We start from the raw sequence: 24,483 nt of genomic DNA, 5'->3' as shown, positions 1-24,483 counted from the left end.
TCACCTAATCTCTTTGTTTTGAAACTTTAACGAGGATATCTCATCCAAGAATAAGGATTCTTGTCTATTTTGTTCTATCTGGAAGCTTTCCAAGTCTTTTTCTCTTATCTTTTCAAACTTTCTTACTTCTAGAGATTTCTCTAACAATCGCTCCTCATACCAGTTCATTTTGGCTCTCGCCTGAATTACTTCCTGCTGAAGAACTTCTATTCTCCTTTGAAGAGCATCCAAGTAATGAGCATAATGGTGGATTCCATCTACGGATAGCCCGTTACTCAGGTGACTATTTTGTTGATCTAATGTATCCTCTCTTTTTTTTAAGAGAGTATATAGCTCTGTTGCAACCTGTTCAAAGATGTTTACAGATTCCTTATAAGCAATTTCTGTATCAGACTTTTCTTGCTCTTTGACAGTTAAAACCTTTGAAAATTTGTAATGAAACGTAACCATTATGAACCTCCACCAGATAAAGTTACTAATTCACGAACACTTTCCTTGAATGAAACCTTATCCAGGTAACTTTGCTTTAAGAAGGCTGTAATGATTGGCTCGTATTGAATTGCTTCATCTATTTCTTTTGATGTACCACGTTTATATGCACCAATATTAATAAGATCCTCTGATTTTTGATAAGTAAAATATAGCTCTCTTAATCGTTCAGCAGCTTTTACATGCTGTTCATCTGAAATGTGATTCATTAGACGACTTATGCTTTTTAATACGTTTATCGCTGGGAATTGCCCTTTGTTCGCAAGTGCTCTATCTAACACGATATGACCATCTAGTATCCCTCGCACCGTATCCGCAATAGGTTCATTCATATCATCCCCATCCACTAGCACTGTATAAAAGGCCGTGATGGTTCCTTGCTGGTTTGTACCGGTTCTTTCTAAGAGCTTTGGTAAGATTGCGAAAACGGAAGGGGTATATCCTCTCGTTGCCGGCGGCTCTCCAACTGCTAGCCCTATTTCTCGTTGAGCCATTGCAACTCGCGTTACTGAATCCATCATAAGCATGACATTTAACCCTTTGTCACGGAAGTACTCGGCTATCGCCGTTGCAGTAAATGCTCCTTTTATTCGCATGAGAGCCGGCTGGTCTGACGTAGCAGCAACAACAATCGTTCTTTCCAGCCCTTCTTTACCTAAGTCTCGTTCAATAAACTCTCGTACCTCTCTGCCACGTTCTCCAATGAGTGCAATGACATTTAAATCTGCATTTGTATTTCTGGCAATCATCCCAAGAAGTGTACTCTTACCTACCCCTGAGCCCGCAAAGATACCTACACGCTGTCCTTTACCGACAGTAAGCATGCCATCAATTGCCTTTACGCCAACCTCTATCTGCTCATGAATTGGCGGCCTGGTGAGCGGATTAGGTGGATCCTGCTCAGTTCCAACAGTACTTAGACCTTTTGGGAGGGTAGATCCATCGATTGGATTTCCCATGGAGTCTAAGACCTTTCCTATTAGCTCCGGACCGACTCTTACCTCTAACGGACTGCCTGTACCCTCTACTAGACATCCTGTTGAAATCTCTCGAATGTTGGTATATGGCATTAAGACTACTACTTCCTCTCGAAAACCAACTACTTCTGCAAGAAGTTCAGAGTGACCATTCTTGGGGGATTGAATATGAATTTTGCAAACATCACCAACTGAGCACTCAGGTCCTTGTGACTCAATCATTAATCCAACAACACGGCTGACGCGACCAAATTTTTTAAAGGTTGGTATATTCGAAACTTGTTGGATCAACTCTTTCGCTTTCATCACATTCACTCCATACTCTCTAAGATGTCTACCAGTTTCCTACGTAATTCCTTTAACTGTTCATCGACGCTTACTACGATTCTTCCACGATTTGTTTCTATATAACAATCTGTCTCATTCATTTCTTCATCCACAAAAATCATAAAAGGAACATCTACTGGGAAAATTGCTGCTAATTCCTCTCTATTGCTAGAAATAAGGGAGAAATAGTTCATAGAAACATATAATTTTATTTCTTTCATCTCTCTAGCTTCCTTGAGACCTCTTCTTACTACTGATAAGAAATAATCAGCGTTATCTTCCAGCTTTTCACCCAGTATTCTTTCCGCTGTACGAATAGCCAGCTCTAGAATTACGTGCTCCTGCTCTTGTACATAAGCTGCAGCATTTTGATAAGCCTCGTTCAACACCATATTCGTTTGCTGAAGGGTCTCTTGTAGCTCAGCATATCCTTTTGCTCGGCCTTCTTCTACACCTCGTGTAAAGCCTTCCTCATACGCCTCATGCTGTAGAGCAAGCTTTTCTGATTCCCAGCTTTCTTTTTCCGCTTGTATCCTTGCTCTTGCAGCAGCTTCTTCCTCTAATAACTTTTGCTCGCGTTTCGCTAGCAAACCTTCTTGCTTATCGTTCCTTCTTTCTCTTTCTCTAAATAAATTCTCCCTATTGTTCTCATCCTTTTCATCATTAGGCAGAGTTAGAGAAAGATTTTTTATCTGAATTTGCTTTGCCTGCTCTGTTTGAGTCCTGAGCTGTGCATTTCGGAAAATCTTAGACAATGATGTCATCTCCTCCACCGCGAGCAATGATAATCTCTCCGGCGTCTTCCAATCTTCTAATCACTGAAACAATTCTAGTTTGTGCTTCTTCAACATCTCGTAGACGAACTGGTCCCATAATCTCCATTTCCTCTTTAAATGTCTCTGCCATTCTAGTAGACATGTTTCGGAAAATAATTTCTTTCACTTCGTCACTTGAAACCTTCATGGACAAGATAAGATCCTCATTTTCACAATCTCGAATAACTCGTTGAATAGAGCGATTGTCGAGTGTAACGATATCTTCGAATACAAACATACGCTTCTTAATCTCTTCCGCTAGCTCAGGATCTTGAATTTCTAGTGCGTCTAAGATAGTCTTCTCTGTTGTACGATCTACTCCATTTAACACTTCGACTACTGCGTCTACACCGCCTGTCTCTGTGAAGTCTTGCGTAACAGTAGAAGACAGCTTTCTTTCTAGAATGGATTCAATCTCGCTAATTACCTCCGGAGAAGTAGAATCCATGGTTGCGATTCTTCTCGCTATATCCGCTTGCACATCCTGAGGCAGCGAGGATAAAATCACTCCTGCCTGCTGTGGCTCTAAATAAGATAGTATCAGCGCAATTGTTTGTGGATGTTCGTTTTGAATAAAGTTAAATAATTGAGTTGGTTCCGCTCTTCTAGCAAAATCGAAAGGTTTTACTTGCAACGACGATGTCAGTCGATTAATAATCGCCTGGGCGTGCTCACTTCCAAGCGCTTTTTCCAGAACTGTTTTGGCATAACCAATGCCACCCTGTGAAATATAGTCCTGAGCTAAAGCGATATGATGAAACTCTTCAATAATATCCTCTTTCACCTCTGGCTCTACTCTTTTCACACCAGATATTTCAAGGGTCAACCGTTCAATTTCTTCCTCATTTAAATGCTTATAGATGGAAGCTGATACTTCTGGTCCCAATGAAATCAATAGAAGAGCCGCTTTTTGCTTACCAGTTAGCCCTTTCTCCTTCTTAGTCATGACCATTCCCCCATTAATCCTCAGCTATCCAAGTACGCAACAATTTCGCAAAGTCTTCTGGCTTGTCCTTCGCCATTCTTTCTAATTGTTTCCGTCTCAATGTAGCCTCTGTTTCTTTTTCATTGTTTATGTCCTCAATCTTTATCTCTTCCATTTGCTCTTCAAATACGAATTCATCCTCTTGAGCCTCTCTTCTTTTAGAGCGGATGATAAAGAATACTAATAGGATGATTGCTGCAAGTAAGATTGCTCCGATAACGAAAATCCACCAAGGAATCGTTTGGCTGGTCTCTGCAGTGAGAGAATTTTTTCCGTTAAACGGTTGAACAGAAACAACTATTTTATCCTGTACTTGTTCCTCTGTTAGTTCGGCTACTGCCCCTTTATCAATGGAAGTACGAATAATCGTTGCAAGAATTTGCTCGATATCCTCTTGAACTCCATTAGAAAGAGAGTTAACATCCTCAGGGTTTGGTGGTTCAACCATCACTTGGATACCGATGTCCCTGATTTTATATGGGCTTTCCACAATTTCTTTTCTTATTCTGTTAACTTCATTGTTAATCGTTTCTTCTGTCCGTTCATAATCACCATTTGCATTAGAACCTTCTAAATAACTAGTAGAGTTATCTGTTGGATCCTCCGATTGAGGAGTACCACCAGCTATCGGATTGTTTCCAGTAAAAGTTTCCGATATCCGCTGAGCACTTAGTTGAATCCCAGACATACTATCTTGGTCCACCGGCTCCACTAGATTTTCTTCACGATTTTCTTTCTTAAAATCAATATCTGTTGTAACAGATACAACAACCTTGTCTTGTCCCATTAAAGTACCAAGCATTGTTTGCACCTGCCGTTGAAGATCTCTTTCAATTGTTTTCTTCAATGTCATTTGGTCTGTAACAAGAGAACCTCCTGTGCCATTACCTGCTTGGTTTAAGTCGTAATACTCGGAATACTGATTCATAATCACAATATCGTTCGTTGATAAGTTCGGTACAGATTTCGCCACTAAATTATAAAGAGAATTAATTTGTGATTCAGTGAATTGGTATCCTGGTGCTGTGTTTAATACGATGGATGCACTAGCTGTTTGGTTGCTTTGTGTAAGGAATACTCCTTCTTCTGGCAAAGTAATCATTACCTTGGCATCCTTCACGCCTTCTACACTTTTTATAAGATTGGCAAGCTCCGTTTGCATGGAGGCAAGCTTTAATACATTAAATTCATTATCAGTCATTCCAAAGCCAGCATTTTGCGAGAAAAAGCTATAATCGATCATGCCAGATTGAGGAAACCCTTCTGCTGCCATTTGTACAAGCAATGCTTCTGCCTGTCCATCAGGAACTAAGATGGATGTTCCACCAGGACCTATTTCATTCGGTACTCCTTGAGCATCTAATGTTTCTTTAATCCGTCCTATTTCTGCTGGAGAAGCTTCCGAGTAGAGGGGAATAAAGGTAGTTCTACTCATAAAATAGGTCAGAGCTGCTGCAGCAAGGATAATCGCAACAATGCTCCCTATAATGGTACCCTTTTGTGCTTTTGTTCTACTTTTCCAAAAGCCAGTTAAATTTTGAGTGATGTTTGTTATTCGTTCATTCATATTTTTCCTCCGGCTACGTTGAATATTTCGGCTTTTCATTCACTAATAACCGAGAGCTTACACCTGCATTCGCATGATTTCTTGATATGCTTCTACAACTTTATTACGTATTTCGAGTGTAGTATTTAATGTAATGCTAGCCTTTTGAGAAGCAATCATTACATCGTGTAATTCTATATCTCCACCATTAATTAATTTCTCTGTCGCTATATCCGATGCTTGCTGGGATGAGTTTACTGAATCAATCGCACCTTTAAGCATCTCACCAAAATTTTGTTGTGCTTCTGCTGGGCTACTCTTAGGAGCAGCGAGCGTATTAATCGGGGAAGTCTGAAACATAGAAACTGATTCGATTGCCATTTATATATTACCCTTCTTTCTATTTTCCTATTTCAAGCGCTTTCGACATCATTGCTTTGTTCGCATTGAACACTGTAACATTTGCCTCGTACGACCTTGTGGCAGATATTAAATCGACCATTTCTCTTAACGGGTCAACATTAGGCATTTCAACATAACCATCTTCATTAGCGTCTAAATGTGTTGGATCATAGACAAGTTTAAATGGCGTCTCTGTGTCTTCTTTTACATTTGTCACCTTAACACCGCTACCTGCTCCATTCTTACCCCCAGCTCCCATCGCTACATTTAAGAAGCTAGAAAAACGACCATTTTCTAACGGCTGCAGGGTAACCGACTTTCTTCTATAAGCCTGCCATTCTCCATCCACCATTTTGGCCCTTGTTGTCTCAGCATTGGCCATGTTAGATGAAATGACATCCATTCGAAGTCTCTGTGCAGTAAGGGCAGAGGCAGTTGTATTCATCCCATGAAAGATTGACATGATTATCTTCCTCCCTTGATTACATTTTGAAGTGTATTTAACTTCCCGCTCATTCGGTCAATTAAGGCATTATAATATAGCTGGTTTGTCGCAAGGTTTGCCTGTTCTTTATCCATGTCCACTCCATTGCCGTTACTATTGTATTGGAAGCTTGAGTAATCAAACACCTCCGATTGACCTGCGTTCGCCGAAAAATTATAGTGCTTCTTGTCTGTACGGTATGCTGAAATAGACATACTTTTCGCCTCTGTCAAATATTGCTGAAAATCCACATCCCTCGCCTTGTAATTCGGCGTGTCAACATTCGCTATATTCTGAGCAATTGTCTTATGCTTCACAGCAGAAAAGTCTAAAGCTCGTTCTAAATTATTTATAGTCCCTCCAAAAAAAGTCATTTTTCACTCACCCCTAATTATTTTTCTATACTGTAATTTAGTAATATTCTATCAAAATCATAATATTATAATTGTAATGAATATATAACTTAGTGTCTATTATATTTTTTGAATTTTCATAGTACTTTCTTCCCTTTTTTATAATAAAAATTCATCATTATTACCATTTTTGTCGAAAGTAGTCACATTTCATACATATATGTATTTTTTTACCTTTAATTAAGTCCCTATAAAAATATTTTCTCTTTTATTCTGTTTTATTCGACTAGTTTTATTGGTCTAGGTAACTCACAATCATTGGCTGTCGATATTATGAAACCACTAGATTAATTACGTATTATACCTATGTGGGTACTAACGCTAAAAGAAACAGACAAAAAAATTATTTTATCACTAACTAGTCTTAAAATTTGCGGTCATTCAACTTGAGATGAACTAGTGAAATCTCTTCAAGAAAGGACAAATTACAGTTAATCTAGTTTTGTCGTTGATTATGACAAATTACTCCTGTAAAGGATAGATTTATTCTTGGACAGTCTATTTATATGCAATAGATTGCTTTAGCAAGGTTAGTCCTGATACTTATTCTTAAGAAGATTGTTTATAGGTAGAGGTTGGAGTTAGTGCATTTGTTCAAGATATCTTACAAGCACATATGCAGTATTCGAAGGTATTTTTTAAGGGGAGATACTTTCGAGGTAGATAATATAAAATACCTCTAGGTATGCTCGAGGGCACTGAAAAATTTCATTAATACTTGAAGCGAGGATGTAGGGGAGAATCTTTCACATACTCGCTTTTTTAAATCTTTAATTTCCATTGTGGCGGATTCGGATGTTTAAATAACTACTACTAAAAGCAATTCAAGACCTATCAGATGTCCACCTTCTCGAATATTTGGATACAGCTATTCAGATAAAGATAATTTACTGCACGTAAAGTCTTAAGGACTTCAACTGATATCCCCATTGCATCTCGCCATCACCAATGGCAACGGACAACGGAAGAGAGAGTTTGATTTTAACAAGGATGCGCAGGCTTGTTTGTTTGCCGGCGGGATATATGGCAATCAAACAAGCGCGTACCGGAAAGAAAAATTAAGCTAAGAACCAGCAAATCACTTTCTATTTTATATTGAAAAATGTAAAGTTTGCCCTATTAGAGAAGGTTGTTATAAAGAAGGTGCCAAAAGCAAGTCAGTCTTATTTGGTTACTATCAAGTCCACGTTCCATTAGGAACAAGCGGAATTTCAAGAGACAGAGGCTTTCAAGCTAATAGCGAAGAAAAGCTATAAAATAGAGGCGAAAAATAGTGAAATCAAAAATCCGCATGGGTATAAAACAGCCAAGTCAGTGGGTTTATTCGGCATGAAAATACAAGGAGCGACCACTATATTTACGGTCAACCTCAAGCGAATATTGAAACTTCTAAGTGAAAGGAGTAAGAAACAGATATAGAAATAAGACCCTTTCTGTTCAAAAAAGAACAAAAAGGGCCTTATTTTTTCTAGATATGAATCGATTATAAAAAGACTACAGTTTTCAGTGCCCTCGGTATGCTCTTGAGGTATTTTTCTTCACTTATAGCAAATAAAAAGTTTTACCGTAGTCAATGCTATTAGCGTAATTTAAGTTGTGCAAGCTCTGCTAAGAACTTATCGTTTAACACTTTGATATAAGTTCCTTTCATTCCTAACGAACGAGACTCGATAACCCCTGCACTTTCTAACTTACGAAGTGCATTTACGATTACTGAGCGAGTAATTCCAACGCGATCAGCGATTTTAGAAGCTACAAGCAAGCCTTCATTTCCATCTAATTCTTCAAAGATATGCTCAATTGCTTCAAGCTCACTATAAGAAAGTGAGTTAATCGCCATTTGCACCACAGCTTTGCTTCTTGCTTCACCTTCGATTTCTTCCGCTTTTTCACGAAGGATTTCCATTCCTACAACTGTAGCTCCGTATTCAGCAAGGATTAAATCATCTTCGCCAAATTCCGCTTTAAGACGTCCAAGAATAAGTGTACCTAGGCGCTCTCCACCACCGATGATTGGAACGATTGTTGTAAGACCATCTTTAAATAGGTCTCTGTTCTCTACTGGGAATACAGAATGCTCACTGTATACATCTAGGTTAGAGGATGTTTCATTAATTTGGAAAAGGTTTTGCGTATATTCTTCTGGGAATTGACGCTCTTCCATCATTTTAATCATACGGTCATTTTCAATTTGTTGATGTACTTCATGACCTAGAAGCTTCCCTTTTCTGCTAACGATAAATACATTACATTCAATGATAGCGCTTAGAGTAGCTGCCATTTCTTTAAAGTTTACTGGCTTCCCAGCAGATGCTTGTAGCATCGAGTTAATTTTACGAGTTTTTTCCAAAAGATTCATGTGTATAGTCCTCCATATAGTTTTTCATTTTTTCAAAATTCAAAAGTTTTTTAATTGTTTCCGATTCTAATAACATTCATATCTTACAGTATAAATTGCGATAAGTCTTTGTTTTTCACAATATTGTCAAGTTTAGAGTCTATATATGCAGGGGTTATCTGGATTTGTGCTGGAGATATGTCAGAAGCTTCATAGGACAGCTCTTCCAATATTTTTTCGAGGATGGTATGAAGCCTTCTCGCTCCTATATTATCCGTCTCCTGATTGACCTGATAAGCTATGTCTCCAATACGTTCGATTGCTTCCTCAGTGAAGGAGATTGAAACCCCTTCTGTTTCTAGCAACGCCTCATATTGCTTAATAAGAGAATGATGTGGCTCTTTCAAGATCCGAACAAAGTCCTCCTGTGTCAACTTTTCGAGTTCCACTCTGATTGGAAAGCGTCCTTGCAGCTCTGGAATTAAATCAGACGGCTTTGACATATGGAAGGCTCCAGCTGCAATAAATAAAATATAATCTGTTTTGACAGCACCATATTTAGTAGTAATAGTAGACCCCTCTACTATTGGCAGAATATCTCTTTGTACGCCCTCTCTTGAAACATCTGCCGAGCTTCCACCACTTTTACTTGCGATTTTATCCATTTCATCAATAAAGATAATCCCAGATTGCTCTGTCCGCTCAATTGCGATTTGGGAGAGCTCATCATTATCAATTAGCTTGCTAGCCTCTTCTTGAGTCAAAATTTTACGAGCATCCTTCACCTTCATTTTTCTTTTCTTCTTCTTTTTAGGCATTAGGCTAGATAAAGCGTCTTGCATGTTCATTCCCATGCTTTCCATCCCGCCACCTTGCAAAGCGTCAAAGATAGAAGGGGCTTGCTCTGTTACCTCTACCGTGATGATTTCATTTTCTAATTTGCCGTCTCTTAAATCCTCGGCAATTTGCGAGCGTTTTATACGTATCTCTACATCATCATTTTCTGAGGCTTCATCCTCCATTTTCCCTCCAAAAAGGGCTTCAAACGGATTTTGTCCAGAATTCTTCTTTTTCAGAGATGGAACTAATAGTTTCACAATCGCATCATTAGCAAGTCGTTCGGCCTGATCCTTGACTTCTTCCATCTTCTCTTCTTTTACAATACGGACAGCAGCCTCCACCAAATCTCTTACCATAGACTCGACATCTCTACCTACATAGCCAACCTCTGTAAATTTCGTTGCTTCCACTTTTACAAATGGGGCTTTCGTTAGCTTGGCAATTCTTCTCGCAATTTCTGTTTTCCCAACTCCTGTTGGACCAATCATAAGAATGTTCTTTGGTATTACCTCCATTCTTATTTCCTCGTCTAGCAACTGTCTTCTATAACGATTACGTAATGCAACAGCTACTGATTTTTTTGCAGACTCTTGACCAACAATATATTTATTTAGGTGCTCAGTTATTTGTTTAGGAGTTAAGTTAGTTTCTTTCATTTTCACCTATTACCTCCACAATAATTTGATGGTTTGTAAATACACAAATATCAGCGGCCGTGTTTAATGCCGCCTCAGCTATCTCCTTCGCCGTCAACGTATCTCCGGCAAACTTCTTCAAGGCTCTTCCTGCAGCCAAAGCATAGTTCCCACCAGACCCGATTGCAAGTACACCATCATCCGGTTCTATAACCTCACCGGTTCCTGCTATTAGTAATAAATGATCTTTGTCCATCACGAGTAGCATCGCCTCCAGCTGACGAAGCATTTTGTCTCCTCGCCACTGCTTAGCTAACTCTACTGCTGCTCTTTGAAGATTCCCATTATACTCTAGTAGCTTACCTTCAAACATTTCAAAAAGGGTAAAAGCATCAGCTACCGAACCTGCAAATCCTGCCACCACTTGGCCATTAAATAGCCTTCTCACCTTTTTAGCCGTGTGCTTCATCACTACTTGATTGCCAAGTGTTACTTGACCATCTCCTGCCATTGCACAAGAACCTCGATGTTGTACCGCAAATATAGTAGTTGCATGAATTTGACTCATAAACTCTTTCCCTCCTACTTTTAAGCCCTCGGATGGGCGTTCATATAAGTTTTTCTTAAATGCTCTTTTGTTACATGTGTATATACCTGCGTAGATGATAAATGTGCATGGCCCAAAAGCTCCTGCACACTTCGTAGATCTGCTCCATTATTTAATAAATGTGTAGCAAAGGTATGTCGTAACATATGAGGGTGAATGGAGTTATGTAAGGCAGCTTTCTTCATCATGCTGTTTAAAATATACCTTACTCCATCTGTGGTCAGTGGTTCTCCCCTATGATTGACAAATAAATAGGAATGAGACTTGTTCTTCATAAGTTTAGGTCTGCTTGTTTTTGTGTATTCTTCTACCGCACCAAGCGCATAGTCACCCACAGGTATGTACCTTTCTTTCCTACCTTTTCCCATAACAAGAATTACTCCGTAGCTACTATCTATATGACTGCATTCAATGGAAATAAGTTCGCTCACTCGAATACCGGTAGCGTATAGTATCTCCAGAATTGCGATGTTTCGAATAGATAAAGGATCTGTTCCTTTATTTTTTTCAAATAAAACATCCAATTCCTCTTCATAAAAAAACTGAGGAAGCCTCTCCTCTTTCTTGGGATGATAAAGACTCTGAAATGCATCATCTCGTATGTTATATTCCTTGTTTAAATATTTATAAAAGGACCGAATAGCGGATATCTTTCTGGAAATTGTAGTTCGTGCCAATTGCTGTTCATATAATTTTGTGACAAAAAGTCGTGCATGAATATATTCTACATCATTTAAGTCGCTTACGCCCTCTTGTTCGAGAAAGTTCATAAAATTACCAATATCCTTTTGATATTCTCGTACAGTCAAGCTTGAATAATTTTTTTCCAACTGTATATGCGTAATAAAAGCGTGTAATTCTTCCGTCCCGATCATTATAACCAGCTCCTATACAACCAATATAAAGGCCTCTCAAAGTATACAACTTTTAAGAGGCCAAAATCAATTATATTGACGTATTTTTCATAAAATTTCGAATTGTTGTCAACGCTCTATTTGCTAGTTGTTCTGTGCGCTCTTTTTTGTCTCTCACTTTCGGTTGAAGCTCTGGAAATAAACCAAAGTTGATGTTCATCGGCTGAAAGTTCTTCGGATTAGCTTCCGTAATATATCTCGCCATACTTCCTAACGCCGTTTCACTCGGGAATACAACAAGCTCCTCGCCCTTCGCAAGCTTAGCAGCGTTAATACCAGCTAATAGACCACTTCCAGCGGACTCTACATATCCTTCCACACCAGTCATTTGTCCTGCAAAGAAGATTCGTTGTTCTTCCTTCAACTGATAAGTCGGCTTTAATACATAAGGAGAATTGATAAACGTATTTCTATGCATTACCCCGTATCTTACAATTTCTACGTTTTCAAGCCCAGGGATTAGGCGAAGAACTTCTTTTTGTGGTCCCCATTTTAAATGCGTTTGGAATCCAACGATATTATAAAGAGTTCCAGCAGCATCATCTTGACGTAGTTGTACAACAGCATAAGGTCTTTTACCTGTTTTCGGATCTTCTAATCCAACTGGCTTCATCGGACCAAACAATAATGTCTTTCTACCTCTAGCAGCCATTACCTCAACAGGCATGCATCCTTCGAAATAAATCTCTTTCTCAAATTCCTTTAATGGCACAACCTCTGCAGCTATGAGCGCATCATAAAAACGATTAAACTCCTCTTCTGTCATTGGACAGTTCAAATAAGCAGCTTCGCCTTTATCATAACGAGATTTTAAGTATACCTTATCCATATCAATACTGTCTTTTTCTACGATTGGCGCAGCAGCATCATAGAAATAAAGATAATCCTGCCCAGTGATCTCTTTTACCTTCTCTGCTAATGCAGGAGAAGTAAGTGGACCAGTTGCGATTACCGTTATTCCTTCTGGTATTTCGGTTACTTCTTCATTCACAATTTCAATATTTGGGTGATTTCGAATTGCTTCTGTCACACGACCTGCAAAATCATGACGATCAACTGCCAATGCCCCACCCGCTGGTACGCTGCTGTTGTCAGCTGACTGGATAATCAAAGAATTAAGCATACGCATTTCTTCTTTTATGACCCCTACAGCGTTTGTTAGATTATTTGCTCTAAGTGAATTCGAACAAACTAATTCAGCGAATTTATCTGTATGGTGGGCTGGCGTTTGTTTCACTGGACGCATTTCATATAAGCGAACCTTTACACCGCGATTCGCAATCTGCCATGCCGCTTCACTTCCTGCCAAACCAGCACCAATTACATTTACGATTTCAGTCATATTAGAATCCTTCTTTCCTAACTTTGCGGATCTTCTTTATAGTCACACGCAACACATTGTATTTGTATTCCTTTTTTCAGCTTTTTCTCTACGAGCATTTCATTACACTTAGGACACGGTCTATTGATTGGCTTATCCCAAGAAACGAAATCGCAATCTGGATATCGATTACAGCCAAAGAAGACGCGCTTCGTCTTACTTTTTCTCTCCACAATCTGTCCTTCCTTACAGGTTGGACAAGTAACACCGATTTCTTTCACAATCGCTTTTGTGTTTCTGCAATCCGGGAAGTTACTGCAAGCCATAAATTTCCCATATCTACCTAGCTTATATACCATCGGAGAACCACATTGCTCACAGTCCTCTCCAGTCGGCTCATCTTTAATTTCGATCTTTTCCATTGCGACATCCGCATGTTTTAAATGCTTCTCAAAGTCCTTATAGAAGCCATCGATAACATCTCTCCATTGGACTGCTCCTTCTTCAATACTATCTAAGTCCCGCTCCATTTGGGCAGTGAACTCGATATTTAGTATGTTTGGGAAGAACTCCAGTACTAGCTCATGGATGATGGTCCCTAGCTCAGTAGGAACAAATCGTTTTGCTTCTAGTGTCACATATCCTCTTTTTTGGATCGTATCCAAGGTAGGCGCATAAGTAGATGGTCTACCGATACCTAGCTCTTCTAGCGTCTTTACTAATCTAGCCTCAGAATATCTTGGAGGTGGCTGTGTAAAATGTTGCTTAGGTAACACCTCTAAAGCCTCCACCTTGTCTCCAACCTCAAGTTTTGGCAATAGCTTATCCTTGTCATCCTTTTGGTCATCCGTTCCCTCTACGTACACCTTCATAAAACCAGGGAACTTTACTTGAGAGCCGTTTGCTCTGAAAATAGCATCTCCACTTTTCAAATCCACAGCTACTGTGTCTAAGGTAGCAGGTGCCATCTGACTTGCAATAAAACGCTCCCAAATAAGCTTGTATAAACGATATAAATCCCTAGATAGGATGTTTTTCAAGGAATCCGGTGTTCTAGTAACACTCGTCGGTCTAACTGCTTCATGCGCATCCTGAGCATTTTTTGCTTGCTTATCTGCTTTCTTATCTGCTTTCTTAACTGCCACGAACTCTTGTCCATACTGCATTTGAATAAAGCTTTCGGCATCCGCCTTGGCAGTTTCAGAAATCCTTGTGGAGTCAGTACGCATATAGGTGATTAACCCGACAGTACCTTCTTTTTTCCCAAGGTCGATTCCTTCATAAAGCTGCTGTGCTAGCATCATGGTCTTTCTAGCTCGAAAGTTCAGCTTCCGTGCTGCCTCTTGCTGAAGGGATGAGGTAGTAAAGGATGGAGCTGGATTACGCTTTCTTTCCTTCTTCACTACGTTCGTTACCTCAAAGTCATTTCCTTTCATCAGCTTTAGGACTGCATTTACCTCTTCTTCATTTGCTAGCGTTGTTTTTTCCTTGTCTTTTCCAAAGAACATTGCATCAAAGGGTTTTTTATCCTTTTCGAATTTCCCTTCAATGGACCAGTACTCTTCTGGAACAAATTGTTCTATCTCACGTTCACGATCGATAATTAAGCGCAAGGCCACCGATTGAACACGACCAGCGGACAGACCCTTCTTCACTTTTTTCCACAAGATTGGGCTAATGTTATAGCCCACCAATCGGTCTAGTACTCTTCTTGCTTGCTGAGCATCTACTAGGTCCATATCAATAGGTCTTGGGTGCTTAAAGGATTCCACAATCGCATCCTTCGTTATCTCATTAAAAACAACTCGGCAATCTGAGTCTAGTTCTACATTCAATGCCTTCGCCAAATGCCAAGCAATCGCTTCCCCTTCTCTATCGGGGTCGGCCGCTAGATAGACTTTTTTCGCTTTTTTAGCGGCACTCTTTAAATCTTGAAGTATTGGACCTTTTCCTCGAATTGTAATATATCTAGGCTCATAGTTATTTTCTACATCAACAGCCATTTGGCTTTTAGGGAGGTCGATAATATGACCAATAGAAGCTTTTACTTTATACTTCTTCCCAAGATATCTTTCTATTGTTTTTGCTTTTGCAGGTGATTCCACTATCACTAAATAATCTGACATAGATTTGCCTCCTTATAGAAGGTAACTCGCTTCATACTCAAAACAAATACCTGTTGCAAAATGTATAACAGTTTTTCGAGAAATGCAAGACTTTTCATTTCTTATCCATTTTTTTATTTTATATTTTCTAATTCTTCTAGTATTTGATTCCCATCCCAAATTGGCTTTGCCCCTTCTAGAATCAAGTGATTTGGTCCTAATGACAGAGGAGAAAAAATAGGTCCAGGTACCGCAAAAATTTCTTTTCCATTTTCTAGCGCATGCTCCATGGTAGAAACTGTACCACTTTTCAACTCTGCCTCTGTAATAACGACACCTTGTGACAAACCACTAATAATTCGATTCCTCTTAGGAAAATTCCACTTTTTAGGTGGTACATATGGGGGATATTCAGTTAGCAGCAAATGATGGGTCGACATGATTCTAGCCAATTCCGTATTCTCCTTCGGATATATATGCTGGAAGCCCGCCCCAAGGACAGCAATCGTTTGACCTGATAACTCAATGGTTGTTCGGTGAGCCATCGTATCTGCCCCCTTAGCCAAACCACTGACAATAATATAATCATTTTTTATTAAAGGAGGGAGAAGAAGTTTCATACTTTCTGAGGAATAACTGGTAGCTTTTCGAGAACCTATGATAGCGACTTTCTTCTTATTTTTAAGTATCTCACTGTTTCCTCTTATATAAACTACTGCGGGTGGGTCATACAGGCTTAATAAACTTTTTGGGTATAGAGGATCTGTAAAAAGAATAGGGGTAATTTGATGAGCTTGATACATATCTTCCAGAGGGACTATCTGATACTTCTTCCAAAGACTTAGGATATTCGATGCTCGAGCAGAGGAAACATGACAAATGGTGGAAATCATATTAGGAGTTATTTCATTATATTCAGAAAGATTCGCGGTAAGTTTGATGAGAGGAAATATTTGATGAAGAGGTGCAGGGAATACATAATGTAGGGCTAACAAGTTTCTTCTATATAATTCTTCCATTGATTACCTCCTAAATATTGAAGTACTTGTAAGCAGCATAAGAGCGGGAGTAAATGAATGAAAACTGGAATCGTCACTTTTAAAAAGGGTATCCAATACTTCATGCTTTGGATACCCTTTGTTGCAGCTGCTATTACTAATAGTAGCCTATTTTCTTTCTAGAATAATCTATTAATGTGTTTTACAAGCGTCATAGATTCCAGCTTCTTTAATTGCTTCAATTAACGTTTCACCAATAACGGATGGAGTAGCAGCAACCTTCATGCCTGCATCCTTCATCGCTTTGATTTTTCCTTCCGCTGTACCTTGTCCACCAGAGATGATAGCTCCAGCATGACCCATACGCTTTCCAGGAGGTGCAGTTTGTCCACCGATGAATCCTACAACCGGCTTCTTCATGTTCGCTTTGATCCACTCAGCAGCCTCTTCTTCTGCAGTACCACCGATTTCCCCAATCATTACTACTGCATAAGTGTCTTCATCTTCATTAAATTCTTTTAATACATCAATGAAGTTCGTACCGTTTACTGGGTCTCCACCGATACCAACAGCAGTTGTTTGGCCAATTCCCGCTTGTGTTAATTGATGAACAGCCTCATACGTTAAAGTACCAGAACGTGAAACTACGCCAACATGGCCTTTTGTATGAATGTATCCTGGCATGATACCAATTTTACATTCATCCGCAGTGATAACACCTGGGCAGTTTGGTCCCACTAAACGTGTTTTCTTACCTTCCATATAGCGTTTTACATTCACCATATCTAACACTGGGATATGCTCAGTAATACAGATGGTCATATCAAGCTCAGCATCAACGGCTTCCATAATTGCATCAGCTGCAAATGGTGCTGGTACATAGATAACAGAAACGTTTGCGCCAGTTGCTTTTACAGCATCCGCTACTGTGTTAAATACAGGAACGCCTTCCACTTCTGTGCCGCCTTTTCCTGGAGTTACACCGGCAACAATTTTTGTACCATATTCCAGCATTTGTTTTGTATGGAAAAGAGCAGTTGAGCCCGTAATTCCTTGAACAATTACTTTTGTATCTTTATTAATATATACGCTCATTCTATGTCCCTGCCTTTCTTATCCTACAAGATTAACGATTTTTTGAGCACCGTCTGCCATGGAGTCTGCTGCAACAATGTTTAAGCCTGATTCATTCAGTAGTTTCTTTCCAAGATCCACATTCGTTCCTTCTAAACGAACAACTAGTGGCACTTGAAGTCCTACTTCTTTTGCTGCTGTAATAACACCCTCTGCAATAACGTCACATTTCATAATTCCACCGAAAATGTTTACGAAAATACCTTTTACATTTGGATCAGCTAGAATAATCTTGAATGCTTCTGTCACTTTTTCTGCTGTTGCACCGCCCCCAACGTCAAGGAAGTTCGCAGGCGAGCCGCCATAATAGCTGATTGTGTCCATAGTTGCCATCGCAAGACCGGCACCATTAACCATACAGCCGATATTTCCATCTAAGGAAATATAGCTTAAATCATATTTAGAAGCTTCGATTTCCTTTGGATCCTCTTCATCATAGTCACGTAATTCTAAGATGTCCTTATGACGATATAGGGCATTGCTATCGAAGTTGAATTTTGCATCTAACGCCAATACGTTGTCGTCACCTGTTACTACTAACGGGTTAATCTCTACGATGGACGCATCCTTTTCTTTATACACTTGATATAACCCTAGCATGAATTTCGCAGCTTTGTTGACAAGCTTAGCTGGAATATTCATATTAAAAGCCATACGACGTGCTTGGAACCCTGTAAGTCCAACAACCGGGTCAATTTCCTCGTAGAAAATTTTCTCAGGTGTATTTGCCGCTACTTCTTCAATGTCCATTCCGCCCTCTTCAGAGCCCATTAATGTCACACGAGAAGTTGCACGGTCTAACACTAGTCCTACATAATATTCCTTCTTAATGTCGCTTCCTTCTTCAATAAGTAAGCGCTTTACTTCTTTACCTTCAGGACCAGTTTGGTGAGTAACAAGAACTTTCCCTAGAAGCTCTTTCGCATATTCACGTACTTCGTCTAGATTTTTAGCGATTTTTACTCCGCCCGCTTTTCCACGTCCACCTGCGTGAATTTGCGCTTTTACAACGATAACCTTAGAGCCCAACTCTTTTGCAGATTTTACTGCTTCTTCCGGAGAAAAAGCAACAATTCCATTCGAAACTGCTACCCCATACTGTCTTAGGAGTTGTTTTCCTTGATATTCATGGATATTCATTTTACATCCTCCCATCAAATGTCAAACATTTATACTACTTTATTATTGTATTAGAGCTGTCACATCTTGTCCACAAAAGTATGATAATTCTCCAAATCAAAGAATATTCGCACATTATAGTATATTATGGATTATTTTAGGGGCGGAAGAGCTTTTGGAATATACTGGGTTAGGGAAGGGATAATTGGTGGTATTGGATAGTTGATGTGGAGTTGGGGTAGGGTTACGGTTACTCTCAGGGGGCTTGCGGTTACTCTCGGTCGCGGGGGGATTACTCTCGGTTAGCCACTTATTACTCTCACTCGCGGGGAGGTTACTCTCGGTTAAGGATCTTTTATTCTCATTCATCCTGTTTACTCTCACTCGGGAGCAGTTTACTCTCGCTCAGCCACCAGTTACTCTCACTCGCGGGGAGGTTACTCTCGGTTGAAGGTCTTTTATTCTCATTCAGCCTGTTTACTCTCACTCGGGAGCAGTTTACTCTCGCTCGGACACCAGTTACTCTCACTCGACCAACCCCACTTTCTATTAATTTCGGTTACTCTCACTTGAGGGATATTTACTCTCGGTTAGCTGTCGATTACTCTCACTCGCGGGGAGGTTACTCTCGGTTAAGGATCTTTTATTCTCATTCAGCCTGTTTACTCTCACTCGGGAGCAGTTTACTCTCGCTCAGACGCGCTTTACTCTCGGTCGACTTGCCACTCCATATTGGAATCGCCCCCCTTTAGAAGTAACAACAAATAAAAGCTCCCTATATTCCCAGGGAGCTCACTTCCGATCTGATAATCCTTTGTCGACGCGATAGATAAAAGCAAATACCTCCGCTACTGCCTGGTAGAGCTCCTCCGGGATGGATTGATTGATATCTAGGCCTCCCAGTAGCTCGACCAAACTGGGATCCTCCTGGATAGGGACTTGGTGCTCGCTTGCCTTCGCTAGAATGTTTTCGGCTATTTTTCCCTTGCCCTTTGCAACTACTGTGGGAGCATCTACGCCTGGCTTATAGGTTAAGGCGACCGCTTCTTTTCGTTTGAATTTTTCGTCACTCATATTCGTATATCGACTCCCTGGTTTTCTAACCCAACTGATTTTTGCTTCCATTTGGAGGATAGCTGCTGTTCTTGAAAACCTTTCACGAAGACACCTGATAGCTTGTAATCAAGGCTAGCGAGCCCTGCCTTCAACTGATCCTTTAGTGGGTCCACCATGGCTTGTAATTGAGGAAGCTCGTTAAATAACGTAATCGTCACCACTCTATTTTGCACTTGCATATCAACAACAGTTTCCTGTAAAGATTCCAGCTGCAAATAAAACAAGATACGGGCATAGTCGGAGTCGATTTTCCCATCCTCTTTCATCCTTCCATTCCATTCTAATGTTGCATCCATTTTCTTTCCCATTAACTCTAATGGCAGCTGCATGAGAAGCTGATGCTGTGCCCCGTTTTCGGCAGAAAGAAGCTGAAGACCGTTCATTCGATGCAATAAACCCTCCGCTATCTCTCTTATTGCAGAAGAGATTTGTGGCTGTTGCAGTAATTCGACTAGCTGCGGCTTAAGCTGGGCAGATAACTGCCTTACGTTATCGCCGGCTCCTGAAAGCTTCCCTTCGTAGCTAAATCCAAGCGAACGAAGCACCTCCTTCATCGCATGCTCCATTGCTTTCCCATCTAATTGCTGCACGATCAATTGCTCCGCAGCTTGGTTCCCTGCAGAAAATGCTTGCGTTCTACCTAACTGAGCGATTTGAGTTAGCGACTGCTGCATCGCTTCTCTTGTTTCCCCTTTACCAAGCAAACTCAAAAGATGGTCCTTCGGCGTAAACCCAGCTTCATCTTTCTCAAAGATCGCTTGTTGACTAAGGGCCGAAAAGGCTTTGATTAATTGCTGCTGTATATTGTTACTATCTCCCTTAAGCGAGGCTAATAGCGTCTCTTTTTGGGAAGAGGTAAGAAGCGATTGATTCTCCACCCAGCTCCGAACGAATTCCACGTTCTTTGTTTGCAGCACTTCCCCAGCCGTCCCCTTAATAGCAGCTCCTTCTCCAAGCACTACAGAGTTCAACGTCGAATTGCTCGGAAGAATCCCTGCCTCTTTCAAGGCCTGCATAATCTGCAGTCTGTCTGCAACAGGTGTTTGCTCATCCAGCATGGTAGCAAGCTGATTTCCTAATAAAGCCCCTGCCTGAGGAAATCGAAATGGCTCCTGCAGTCTTACTAAGCTGTCCTGCATCGTATGTTTCATGACAGCAGGGATGCTATTATCCTGTTGAATTGCATTGTTTAGCTGCTGAATCAAAGGCAGCATCCCTTTCGTAGATTTACCGCTTACCAGTGTCTGCAGCATCTGCTCCGTTAAAGGTAGCTTGAGCTCCATCATTTTTTGGATTGCTTCAAGTCCCGCCTTCAGAGAGGCTCCTTGTGGAAGGTTTTTCATTAGCTGCTCAGCCTGAAGCAGGATTTCCTTCGAAATCGGCAGTTGTTCTTTTAAGAAAAATTGGGCTGCAGCCTGAAGCTCCATTGATTTATTCAGCCCCATCGCCTGAATCAGCTGCTGAGCCTGTTGAACAATTCCCTTCCCTTGTTCAAGCGGCCCTGTCACTACCTTTAATTGAAGCTCCGGCGCTCCTTTTGTCACTTGAAAAAAATGAGCGTCTCCTGCTTTTAAGGGTGCTTCCAGCTTGGCAATTACTTTTTGACCACCGATTTGCACCTCCGCCGTTTGGTTTGGAAAGAGCTGCTTAATCGTCCCATGCACAACCTGTCCTTCCTTCATTGCCATCGGACCATTTGGTTGGATAGCAGAAGGCTGGTTTCCGGTAATCGTCGAAAAGGAAGAATAGCTCATACATTCACCTCGCTCTTTTGTAGTAGTGATTTAATTGGCTCAAATGTTTTCCGATGATGGATAGAAGGACCATATTCCATGATTTTATTCACATGCTCCTTTGTTCCATAACCCGCATGCTGGTGGAATAAATACTGTGGATACTCCTCATGTAACTTTTCCATATACGCATCTCTTGCCGTCTTAGCTAGGATAGAAGCAGCGGCAATCGCTAAGCTCTGGGCGTCTCCCTTGATAATAGAATGTGTCTCTATATCAATTGGTAGCTTCATAGCATCTACTAGCACAACCTGTGGCCTTGCTTCCAAGGCGTTTACTGCTTCCATCATGGATAGCCTCGTTGCTTCATAAATATTTAATCGATCGATATTTTCAACAGATTGAAAATGAATGGAGTAGCTCAGTGCCGTATCTTTTATTATTTTCGCTAGCTCTTCTCTTTTCTCCTTTGAAATCTGCTTCGAGTCATTTAAACCTATCAAGGCGTCTGTGTTTTCTCCGAGAACCACTGCTGCTGTTACTACTGGACCGGCTAACGGTCCACGTCCAGCCTCATCCACCCCTGCTACTAGGTCTAACGGACTCTTCGTAAAGCTTCGATCAAAGCGTACTTTTTCTTCATGCTGGCGCTTAACCTCTAATAGCTGCTCCTGCTTCTTTTTCCAGCTTACCAGCAGCTTTTGGACACCCGCTCTTTGATCCCGTTCTAACTCCTCTATCCATGGCTCCATAGTTTGTGTCATTGCTAGTTTACTTTTTATCTCTTGAATGTTCATTTTTTCACCACTTTATCTAATTGCTTATTTTATGTATCGGTTGATTTCCTCCAAAATAGAGAGAAACGATGGAAAAGGGGTGCCCTTTTTGGACACCCCTAAGTCAAGCATTATCTTCCACAAAATCAAATGTCAGTCGACCCAAATGCTGGCTTCGTATATCTCTGACAATTAACTCCGCCACTTGGTCATAATCTATTTCGCCGCCACCAGCATAGCATCTTCTCAGCTTGCCGATATGATCGAACGTTTCTACCAAGTCCTCACTTACCGCTTCAATACCATATCTTTCTTTCATGCGATTTGGATAGTGAGAAGCAAGGAAGCGTAGGCCATATACTGCTAGGTCCTCCATGTTTACGACAGCATCCTTGATAGCACCGGTAAGTGCCAGCTTATAGCCTGCCTCCGGATCCTCGAACTTCGGCCAAAGTATACCTGGAGTGTCTAGCAATTCTATTTCTTTTTCTACCTTGATCCATTGCTGACGCTTCGTCACCCCTGGTGTATTCCCCGTCTTGGCAATGTTTTTCTTGGCAAATCGGTTGATAAGCGTTGATTTCCCTACATTTGGAATTCCTACTATCATTGCCCTAATTGCCCTTGGCTTCATGCCTCTATCCTTCATACGGTCCCATTTCGGCTTTAGAAGCTCTTTAGCAGCCTTAAAAATAGTTTGGAGACCTTTTCCCTCCAAAGAGTTTACTGCAACCGTAGGCAGGCCCTTCTCCTCGAAATAGGCAATCCATTTCTTTGTTTGCATATCATCCGCCATATCCATCTTGTTTAAAATGAGCAAGCGTGTCTTTTGATTGATGACATCGTCAATCATCGGATTTCTAGAGGAAAGTGGTAAGCGAGCATCAACTAGCTCAAAAATGATATCAACTAGCTTGAGGTTTTCCGTAACCTCTCTTCTTGCCTTTGCCATATGTCCTGGAAACCATTGAATTGTCACCCGTGCCCCTCCTCTTAAACAAACAACAAACTTAGCGATACTAAGTTTGTCAGTAGTTTCGTCATTTATTTTCATTGAACGCTTGAAGCTGTGCCAAGCGTCCCTTACACTCTAATTATTTAACTGTGCCAAAATCTTCAATTGGCCAGAATACAAAGTTCGTGCTTCCAATAATCTCATCGATTGCAATGAGACCTATTAGACGGCTGTCCTTACTATAGCGACGGTTATCGCCCATAACAAACACATAGCCTTCTGGAATCTCTTCCATGTTCACCTTTTCTTCAAGCGTAAAGTCCTCTGTAAGTGTTCCTTCATCTATTTCTTTTTTGTATTGGTCAAGGTATGGCTCATCAACAGGCTTACCATTGATAAAAAGCTGATCGTTTTTATACTCGATATGATCTCCTGGAAGACCAATTACACGTTTGATATAATTTTTTTGCTCTGGTGCATGGAAAACAACGATATCAAATCTATCAGGCTCTCCTATCTTATATCCTATCTTATTAACGACCATCCGATCCCCATTCTCTAATGTAGGCATCATGGATTCTCCGTCTACTACGATAGGGGTAAATAAAAAGAGGCGAATTATCGCAGCTAACCCAAATGCAATCAGCAATGCTTTTGACCATTCCCATAATTCATTTTTCTCTTTTTTTACTTGTTCCATTTACTTGCCCCCTTTAGTTACTATCTTCATTGTACAGGGAAAATGGTATGGTGGCAAAAGGAAATACCCTTTCTTTTATAACTTCCCAACATCCCTCTTTTTATGCGAGAGAAGAAAAATTTGAATGAATACAGAAAACGAGGAAAGAGGTAGTACTCTCTTTCGTTCTCATTATGTATATTTAAATGGAGACACACGTTTAGAAATCTAGCTACTAGAGAAAATAAAAATGCTGTAGCAAAAGTGTCGCCACCTTCACTACAACATTTACTTTTCTTATTAGCGACGCTCTTTAATACGAGCAGCTTTACCACGTAGGTCACGTAGGTAGTACAATTTAGCACGACGTACTTTACCACGACGTACAACTTCTAGGCTTGCAATTTTTGGTGTGTGTACTGGGAAAGTACGCTCTACACCAACACCAGAGGAGATTTTACGAACTGTGAAAGTTTCGCTGATTCCGCCTCCACGACGTTTGATTACAACACCTTCGTACATTTGGATACGCTCACGAGTACCCTCTACAACTTTTACGTTCACACGTACTGTATCTCCTGGACGGAAATCAGGTAAGTCTGTACGTAATTGTTCTTTTGTGATTTCTGAAATAATGTTTTGCATCATTTTCTCTCCTTATATAGAATGCTCTTACACACATAGCTGTTGCAGCGGAACACCCAAAATCAGTACTTCACATAAAAGTACATAGTAAAATATATCATAACTCTTGCTAGTATGCAATAATAATTCC

General features: G+C 40.4%; 23 protein-coding genes. All 23 read right to left on the bottom strand.

Going from position 1 to position 24,483, the window contains the following annotated elements; translation table 11 throughout:
• Complete coding sequence (gene fliJ / locus AC1ECF_RS04645; protein WP_480388235.1) at positions 1-450, bottom strand: flagellar export protein FliJ; 450 nt, start codon at positions 448-450, stop codon at positions 1-3.
• Positions 450-1,772 (bottom strand): flagellar protein export ATPase FliI, encoded by a 1,323-nt coding sequence (gene fliI, locus AC1ECF_RS04640; RefSeq protein WP_480388234.1) that lies wholly within the window; start codon positions 1,770-1,772, stop codon positions 450-452. Before fliI ends, fliJ begins: the two co-directional genes overlap by 1 nt.
• A 5-nt stretch (positions 1,773-1,777) precedes the next feature.
• Complete coding sequence (gene fliH / locus AC1ECF_RS04635) at positions 1,778-2,548, bottom strand: flagellar assembly protein FliH (protein ID WP_480388233.1); 771 nt, start codon at positions 2,546-2,548, stop codon at positions 1,778-1,780.
• Positions 2,541-3,554, bottom strand: a complete 1,014-nt coding sequence (gene fliG / locus AC1ECF_RS04630; protein ID WP_480388232.1) for a flagellar motor switch protein FliG — start codon at positions 3,552-3,554, stop codon at positions 2,541-2,543. The genes fliH and fliG overlap by 8 nt, the downstream gene beginning before the upstream one ends.
• A gap of 13 nt (positions 3,555-3,567) precedes the next feature.
• Positions 3,568-5,160: a flagellar basal-body MS-ring/collar protein FliF gene (fliF, locus tag AC1ECF_RS04625; protein ID WP_480388231.1), complete on the bottom strand. Its 1,593-nt coding sequence runs from the start codon at positions 5,158-5,160 to the stop codon at positions 3,568-3,570.
• A 57-nt stretch (positions 5,161-5,217) separates the two neighbouring features.
• Positions 5,218-5,520, bottom strand: coding sequence for a flagellar hook-basal body complex protein FliE (fliE, locus tag AC1ECF_RS04620; protein WP_480388230.1), 303 nt, complete (start codon positions 5,518-5,520; stop codon positions 5,218-5,220).
• A gap of 19 nt (positions 5,521-5,539) precedes the next feature.
• Entirely contained in the window at positions 5,540-6,004 is a 465-nt protein-coding gene (flgC, locus tag AC1ECF_RS04615; protein WP_480388229.1) for a flagellar basal body rod protein FlgC, read from the bottom strand.
• Positions 6,005-6,006: 2 nt separating this feature from the next.
• On the bottom strand, positions 6,007-6,399 hold the full coding sequence (flgB, locus tag AC1ECF_RS04610; RefSeq protein ID WP_480388228.1) for a flagellar basal body rod protein FlgB: 393 nt from the start codon (positions 6,397-6,399) through the stop codon (positions 6,007-6,009).
• Between the two features lie 1,618 nt (positions 6,400-8,017).
• Positions 8,018-8,797: a GTP-sensing pleiotropic transcriptional regulator CodY gene (gene codY / locus AC1ECF_RS04605; RefSeq protein ID WP_480388227.1), complete on the bottom strand. Its 780-nt coding sequence runs from the start codon at positions 8,795-8,797 to the stop codon at positions 8,018-8,020.
• 83 nt (positions 8,798-8,880) lie between these two features.
• Positions 8,881-10,272, bottom strand: a complete 1,392-nt coding sequence (hslU, locus tag AC1ECF_RS04600) for an HslU--HslV peptidase ATPase subunit (RefSeq protein ID WP_480388415.1) — start codon at positions 10,270-10,272, stop codon at positions 8,881-8,883.
• Positions 10,259-10,819, bottom strand: coding sequence for an ATP-dependent protease subunit HslV (gene hslV, locus AC1ECF_RS04595; protein ID WP_480388226.1), 561 nt, complete (start codon positions 10,817-10,819; stop codon positions 10,259-10,261). The genes hslU and hslV overlap by 14 nt, the downstream gene beginning before the upstream one ends.
• 20 nt (positions 10,820-10,839) lie before the next feature.
• Entirely contained in the window at positions 10,840-11,733 is an 894-nt protein-coding gene (gene xerC / locus AC1ECF_RS04590) for a tyrosine recombinase XerC (protein ID WP_480388225.1), read from the bottom strand.
• Between the two features lie 70 nt (positions 11,734-11,803).
• Positions 11,804-13,114 (bottom strand): FADH(2)-oxidizing methylenetetrahydrofolate--tRNA-(uracil(54)-C(5))-methyltransferase TrmFO, encoded by a 1,311-nt coding sequence (gene trmFO / locus AC1ECF_RS04585; RefSeq protein ID WP_480388224.1) that lies wholly within the window; start codon positions 13,112-13,114, stop codon positions 11,804-11,806.
• Positions 13,115-13,131: 17 nt separating this feature from the next.
• Positions 13,132-15,219: a type I DNA topoisomerase gene (gene topA / locus AC1ECF_RS04580; protein ID WP_480388223.1), complete on the bottom strand. Its 2,088-nt coding sequence runs from the start codon at positions 15,217-15,219 to the stop codon at positions 13,132-13,134.
• Between the two features lie 113 nt (positions 15,220-15,332).
• The gene (dprA, locus tag AC1ECF_RS04575; protein WP_480388222.1) at positions 15,333-16,217 is read right to left on the bottom strand and encodes a DNA-processing protein DprA; all 885 of its coding nucleotides are present in this window, start codon (positions 16,215-16,217) and stop codon (positions 15,333-15,335) included.
• Between the two features lie 171 nt (positions 16,218-16,388).
• Complete coding sequence (gene sucD / locus AC1ECF_RS04570; RefSeq protein ID WP_480388221.1) at positions 16,389-17,291, bottom strand: succinate--CoA ligase subunit alpha; 903 nt, start codon at positions 17,289-17,291, stop codon at positions 16,389-16,391.
• Between the two features lie 18 nt (positions 17,292-17,309).
• Entirely contained in the window at positions 17,310-18,470 is a 1,161-nt protein-coding gene (gene sucC, locus AC1ECF_RS04565) for an ADP-forming succinate--CoA ligase subunit beta (protein ID WP_480388220.1), read from the bottom strand.
• 771 nt (positions 18,471-19,241) lie between these two features.
• On the bottom strand, positions 19,242-19,523 hold the full coding sequence (locus AC1ECF_RS04560) for an EscU/YscU/HrcU family type III secretion system export apparatus switch protein (RefSeq protein ID WP_480388219.1): 282 nt from the start codon (positions 19,521-19,523) through the stop codon (positions 19,242-19,244).
• Positions 19,520-21,319 (bottom strand): hypothetical protein, encoded by a 1,800-nt coding sequence (locus tag AC1ECF_RS04555; RefSeq protein ID WP_480388218.1) that lies wholly within the window; start codon positions 21,317-21,319, stop codon positions 19,520-19,522. The genes AC1ECF_RS04560 and AC1ECF_RS04555 overlap by 4 nt, the downstream gene beginning before the upstream one ends.
• Positions 21,316-22,095, bottom strand: coding sequence for a ribonuclease HII (locus AC1ECF_RS04550; RefSeq protein WP_480388217.1), 780 nt, complete (start codon positions 22,093-22,095; stop codon positions 21,316-21,318). The genes AC1ECF_RS04555 and AC1ECF_RS04550 overlap by 4 nt, the downstream gene beginning before the upstream one ends.
• 103 nt (positions 22,096-22,198) lie before the next feature.
• Positions 22,199-23,053 carry a ribosome biogenesis GTPase YlqF gene (gene ylqF, locus AC1ECF_RS04545; protein WP_480388216.1) on the bottom strand — a complete coding sequence of 285 codons (855 nt, stop codon included), beginning with the start codon at positions 23,051-23,053 and terminating at the stop codon, positions 22,199-22,201.
• A gap of 115 nt (positions 23,054-23,168) precedes the next feature.
• On the bottom strand, positions 23,169-23,729 hold the full coding sequence (lepB, locus tag AC1ECF_RS04540; protein WP_480388215.1) for a signal peptidase I: 561 nt from the start codon (positions 23,727-23,729) through the stop codon (positions 23,169-23,171).
• A 279-nt stretch (positions 23,730-24,008) separates the two neighbouring features.
• Positions 24,009-24,353: a 50S ribosomal protein L19 gene (gene rplS, locus AC1ECF_RS04535; protein ID WP_480388214.1), complete on the bottom strand. Its 345-nt coding sequence runs from the start codon at positions 24,351-24,353 to the stop codon at positions 24,009-24,011.
• Positions 24,354-24,483 lie beyond the last annotated feature (130 nt).

Source organism: Psychrobacillus sp. Z3-81 (genome assembly GCF_056620325.1).
The sequence above is the reverse complement of the archived record's forward strand: the minus strand, read 5'-3'. Positions and strand labels throughout refer to the sequence as shown.

Bases quoted from the DNA above. Each gene is read 5' to 3' on its own strand.
- fliJ (WP_480388235.1), bottom strand. From the start codon at position 450: ATGGTTACGTTTCATTACAAATTTTCAAAGGTTTTAACTGTCAAAGAG.
- fliI (WP_480388234.1), bottom strand. From the start codon at position 1,772: ATGAAAGCGAAAGAGTTGATCCAACAAGTTTCGAATATACCAACCTTT.
- fliG (WP_480388232.1), bottom strand. From the start codon at position 3,554: ATGACTAAGAAGGAGAAAGGGCTAACTGGTAAGCAAAAAGCGGCTCTT.
- fliF (WP_480388231.1), bottom strand. From the start codon at position 5,160: ATGAATGAACGAATAACAAACATCACTCAAAATTTAACTGGCTTTTGG.
- fliE (WP_480388230.1), bottom strand. From the start codon at position 5,520: ATGGCAATCGAATCAGTTTCTATGTTTCAGACTTCCCCGATTAATACG.
- flgC (WP_480388229.1), bottom strand. From the start codon at position 6,004: ATGTCAATCTTTCATGGGATGAATACAACTGCCTCTGCCCTTACTGCA.
- flgB (WP_480388228.1), bottom strand. From the start codon at position 6,399: ATGACTTTTTTTGGAGGGACTATAAATAATTTAGAACGAGCTTTAGAC.
- codY (WP_480388227.1), bottom strand. From the start codon at position 8,797: ATGAATCTTTTGGAAAAAACTCGTAAAATTAACTCGATGCTACAAGCA.
- hslU (WP_480388415.1), bottom strand. From the start codon at position 10,272: ATGAAAGAAACTAACTTAACTCCTAAACAAATAACTGAGCACCTAAAT.
- hslV (WP_480388226.1), bottom strand. From the start codon at position 10,819: ATGAGTCAAATTCATGCAACTACTATATTTGCGGTACAACATCGAGGT.
- xerC (WP_480388225.1), bottom strand. From the start codon at position 11,733: ATGATCGGGACGGAAGAATTACACGCTTTTATTACGCATATACAGTTG.
- trmFO (WP_480388224.1), bottom strand. From the start codon at position 13,114: ATGACTGAAATCGTAAATGTAATTGGTGCTGGTTTGGCAGGAAGTGAA.
- topA (WP_480388223.1), bottom strand. From the start codon at position 15,219: ATGTCAGATTATTTAGTGATAGTGGAATCACCTGCAAAAGCAAAAACA.
- dprA (WP_480388222.1), bottom strand. From the start codon at position 16,217: ATGGAAGAATTATATAGAAGAAACTTGTTAGCCCTACATTATGTATTC.
- sucD (WP_480388221.1), bottom strand. From the start codon at position 17,291: ATGAGCGTATATATTAATAAAGATACAAAAGTAATTGTTCAAGGAATT.
- sucC (WP_480388220.1), bottom strand. From the start codon at position 18,470: ATGAATATCCATGAATATCAAGGAAAACAACTCCTAAGACAGTATGGG.
- AC1ECF_RS04560 (WP_480388219.1), bottom strand. From the start codon at position 19,523: ATGAGTGACGAAAAATTCAAACGAAAAGAAGCGGTCGCCTTAACCTAT.
- AC1ECF_RS04555 (WP_480388218.1), bottom strand. From the start codon at position 21,319: ATGAGCTATTCTTCCTTTTCGACGATTACCGGAAACCAGCCTTCTGCT.
- AC1ECF_RS04550 (WP_480388217.1), bottom strand. From the start codon at position 22,095: ATGAACATTCAAGAGATAAAAAGTAAACTAGCAATGACACAAACTATG.
- lepB (WP_480388215.1), bottom strand. From the start codon at position 23,729: ATGGAACAAGTAAAAAAAGAGAAAAATGAATTATGGGAATGGTCAAAA.
- rplS (WP_480388214.1), bottom strand. From the start codon at position 24,353: ATGCAAAACATTATTTCAGAAATCACAAAAGAACAATTACGTACAGAC.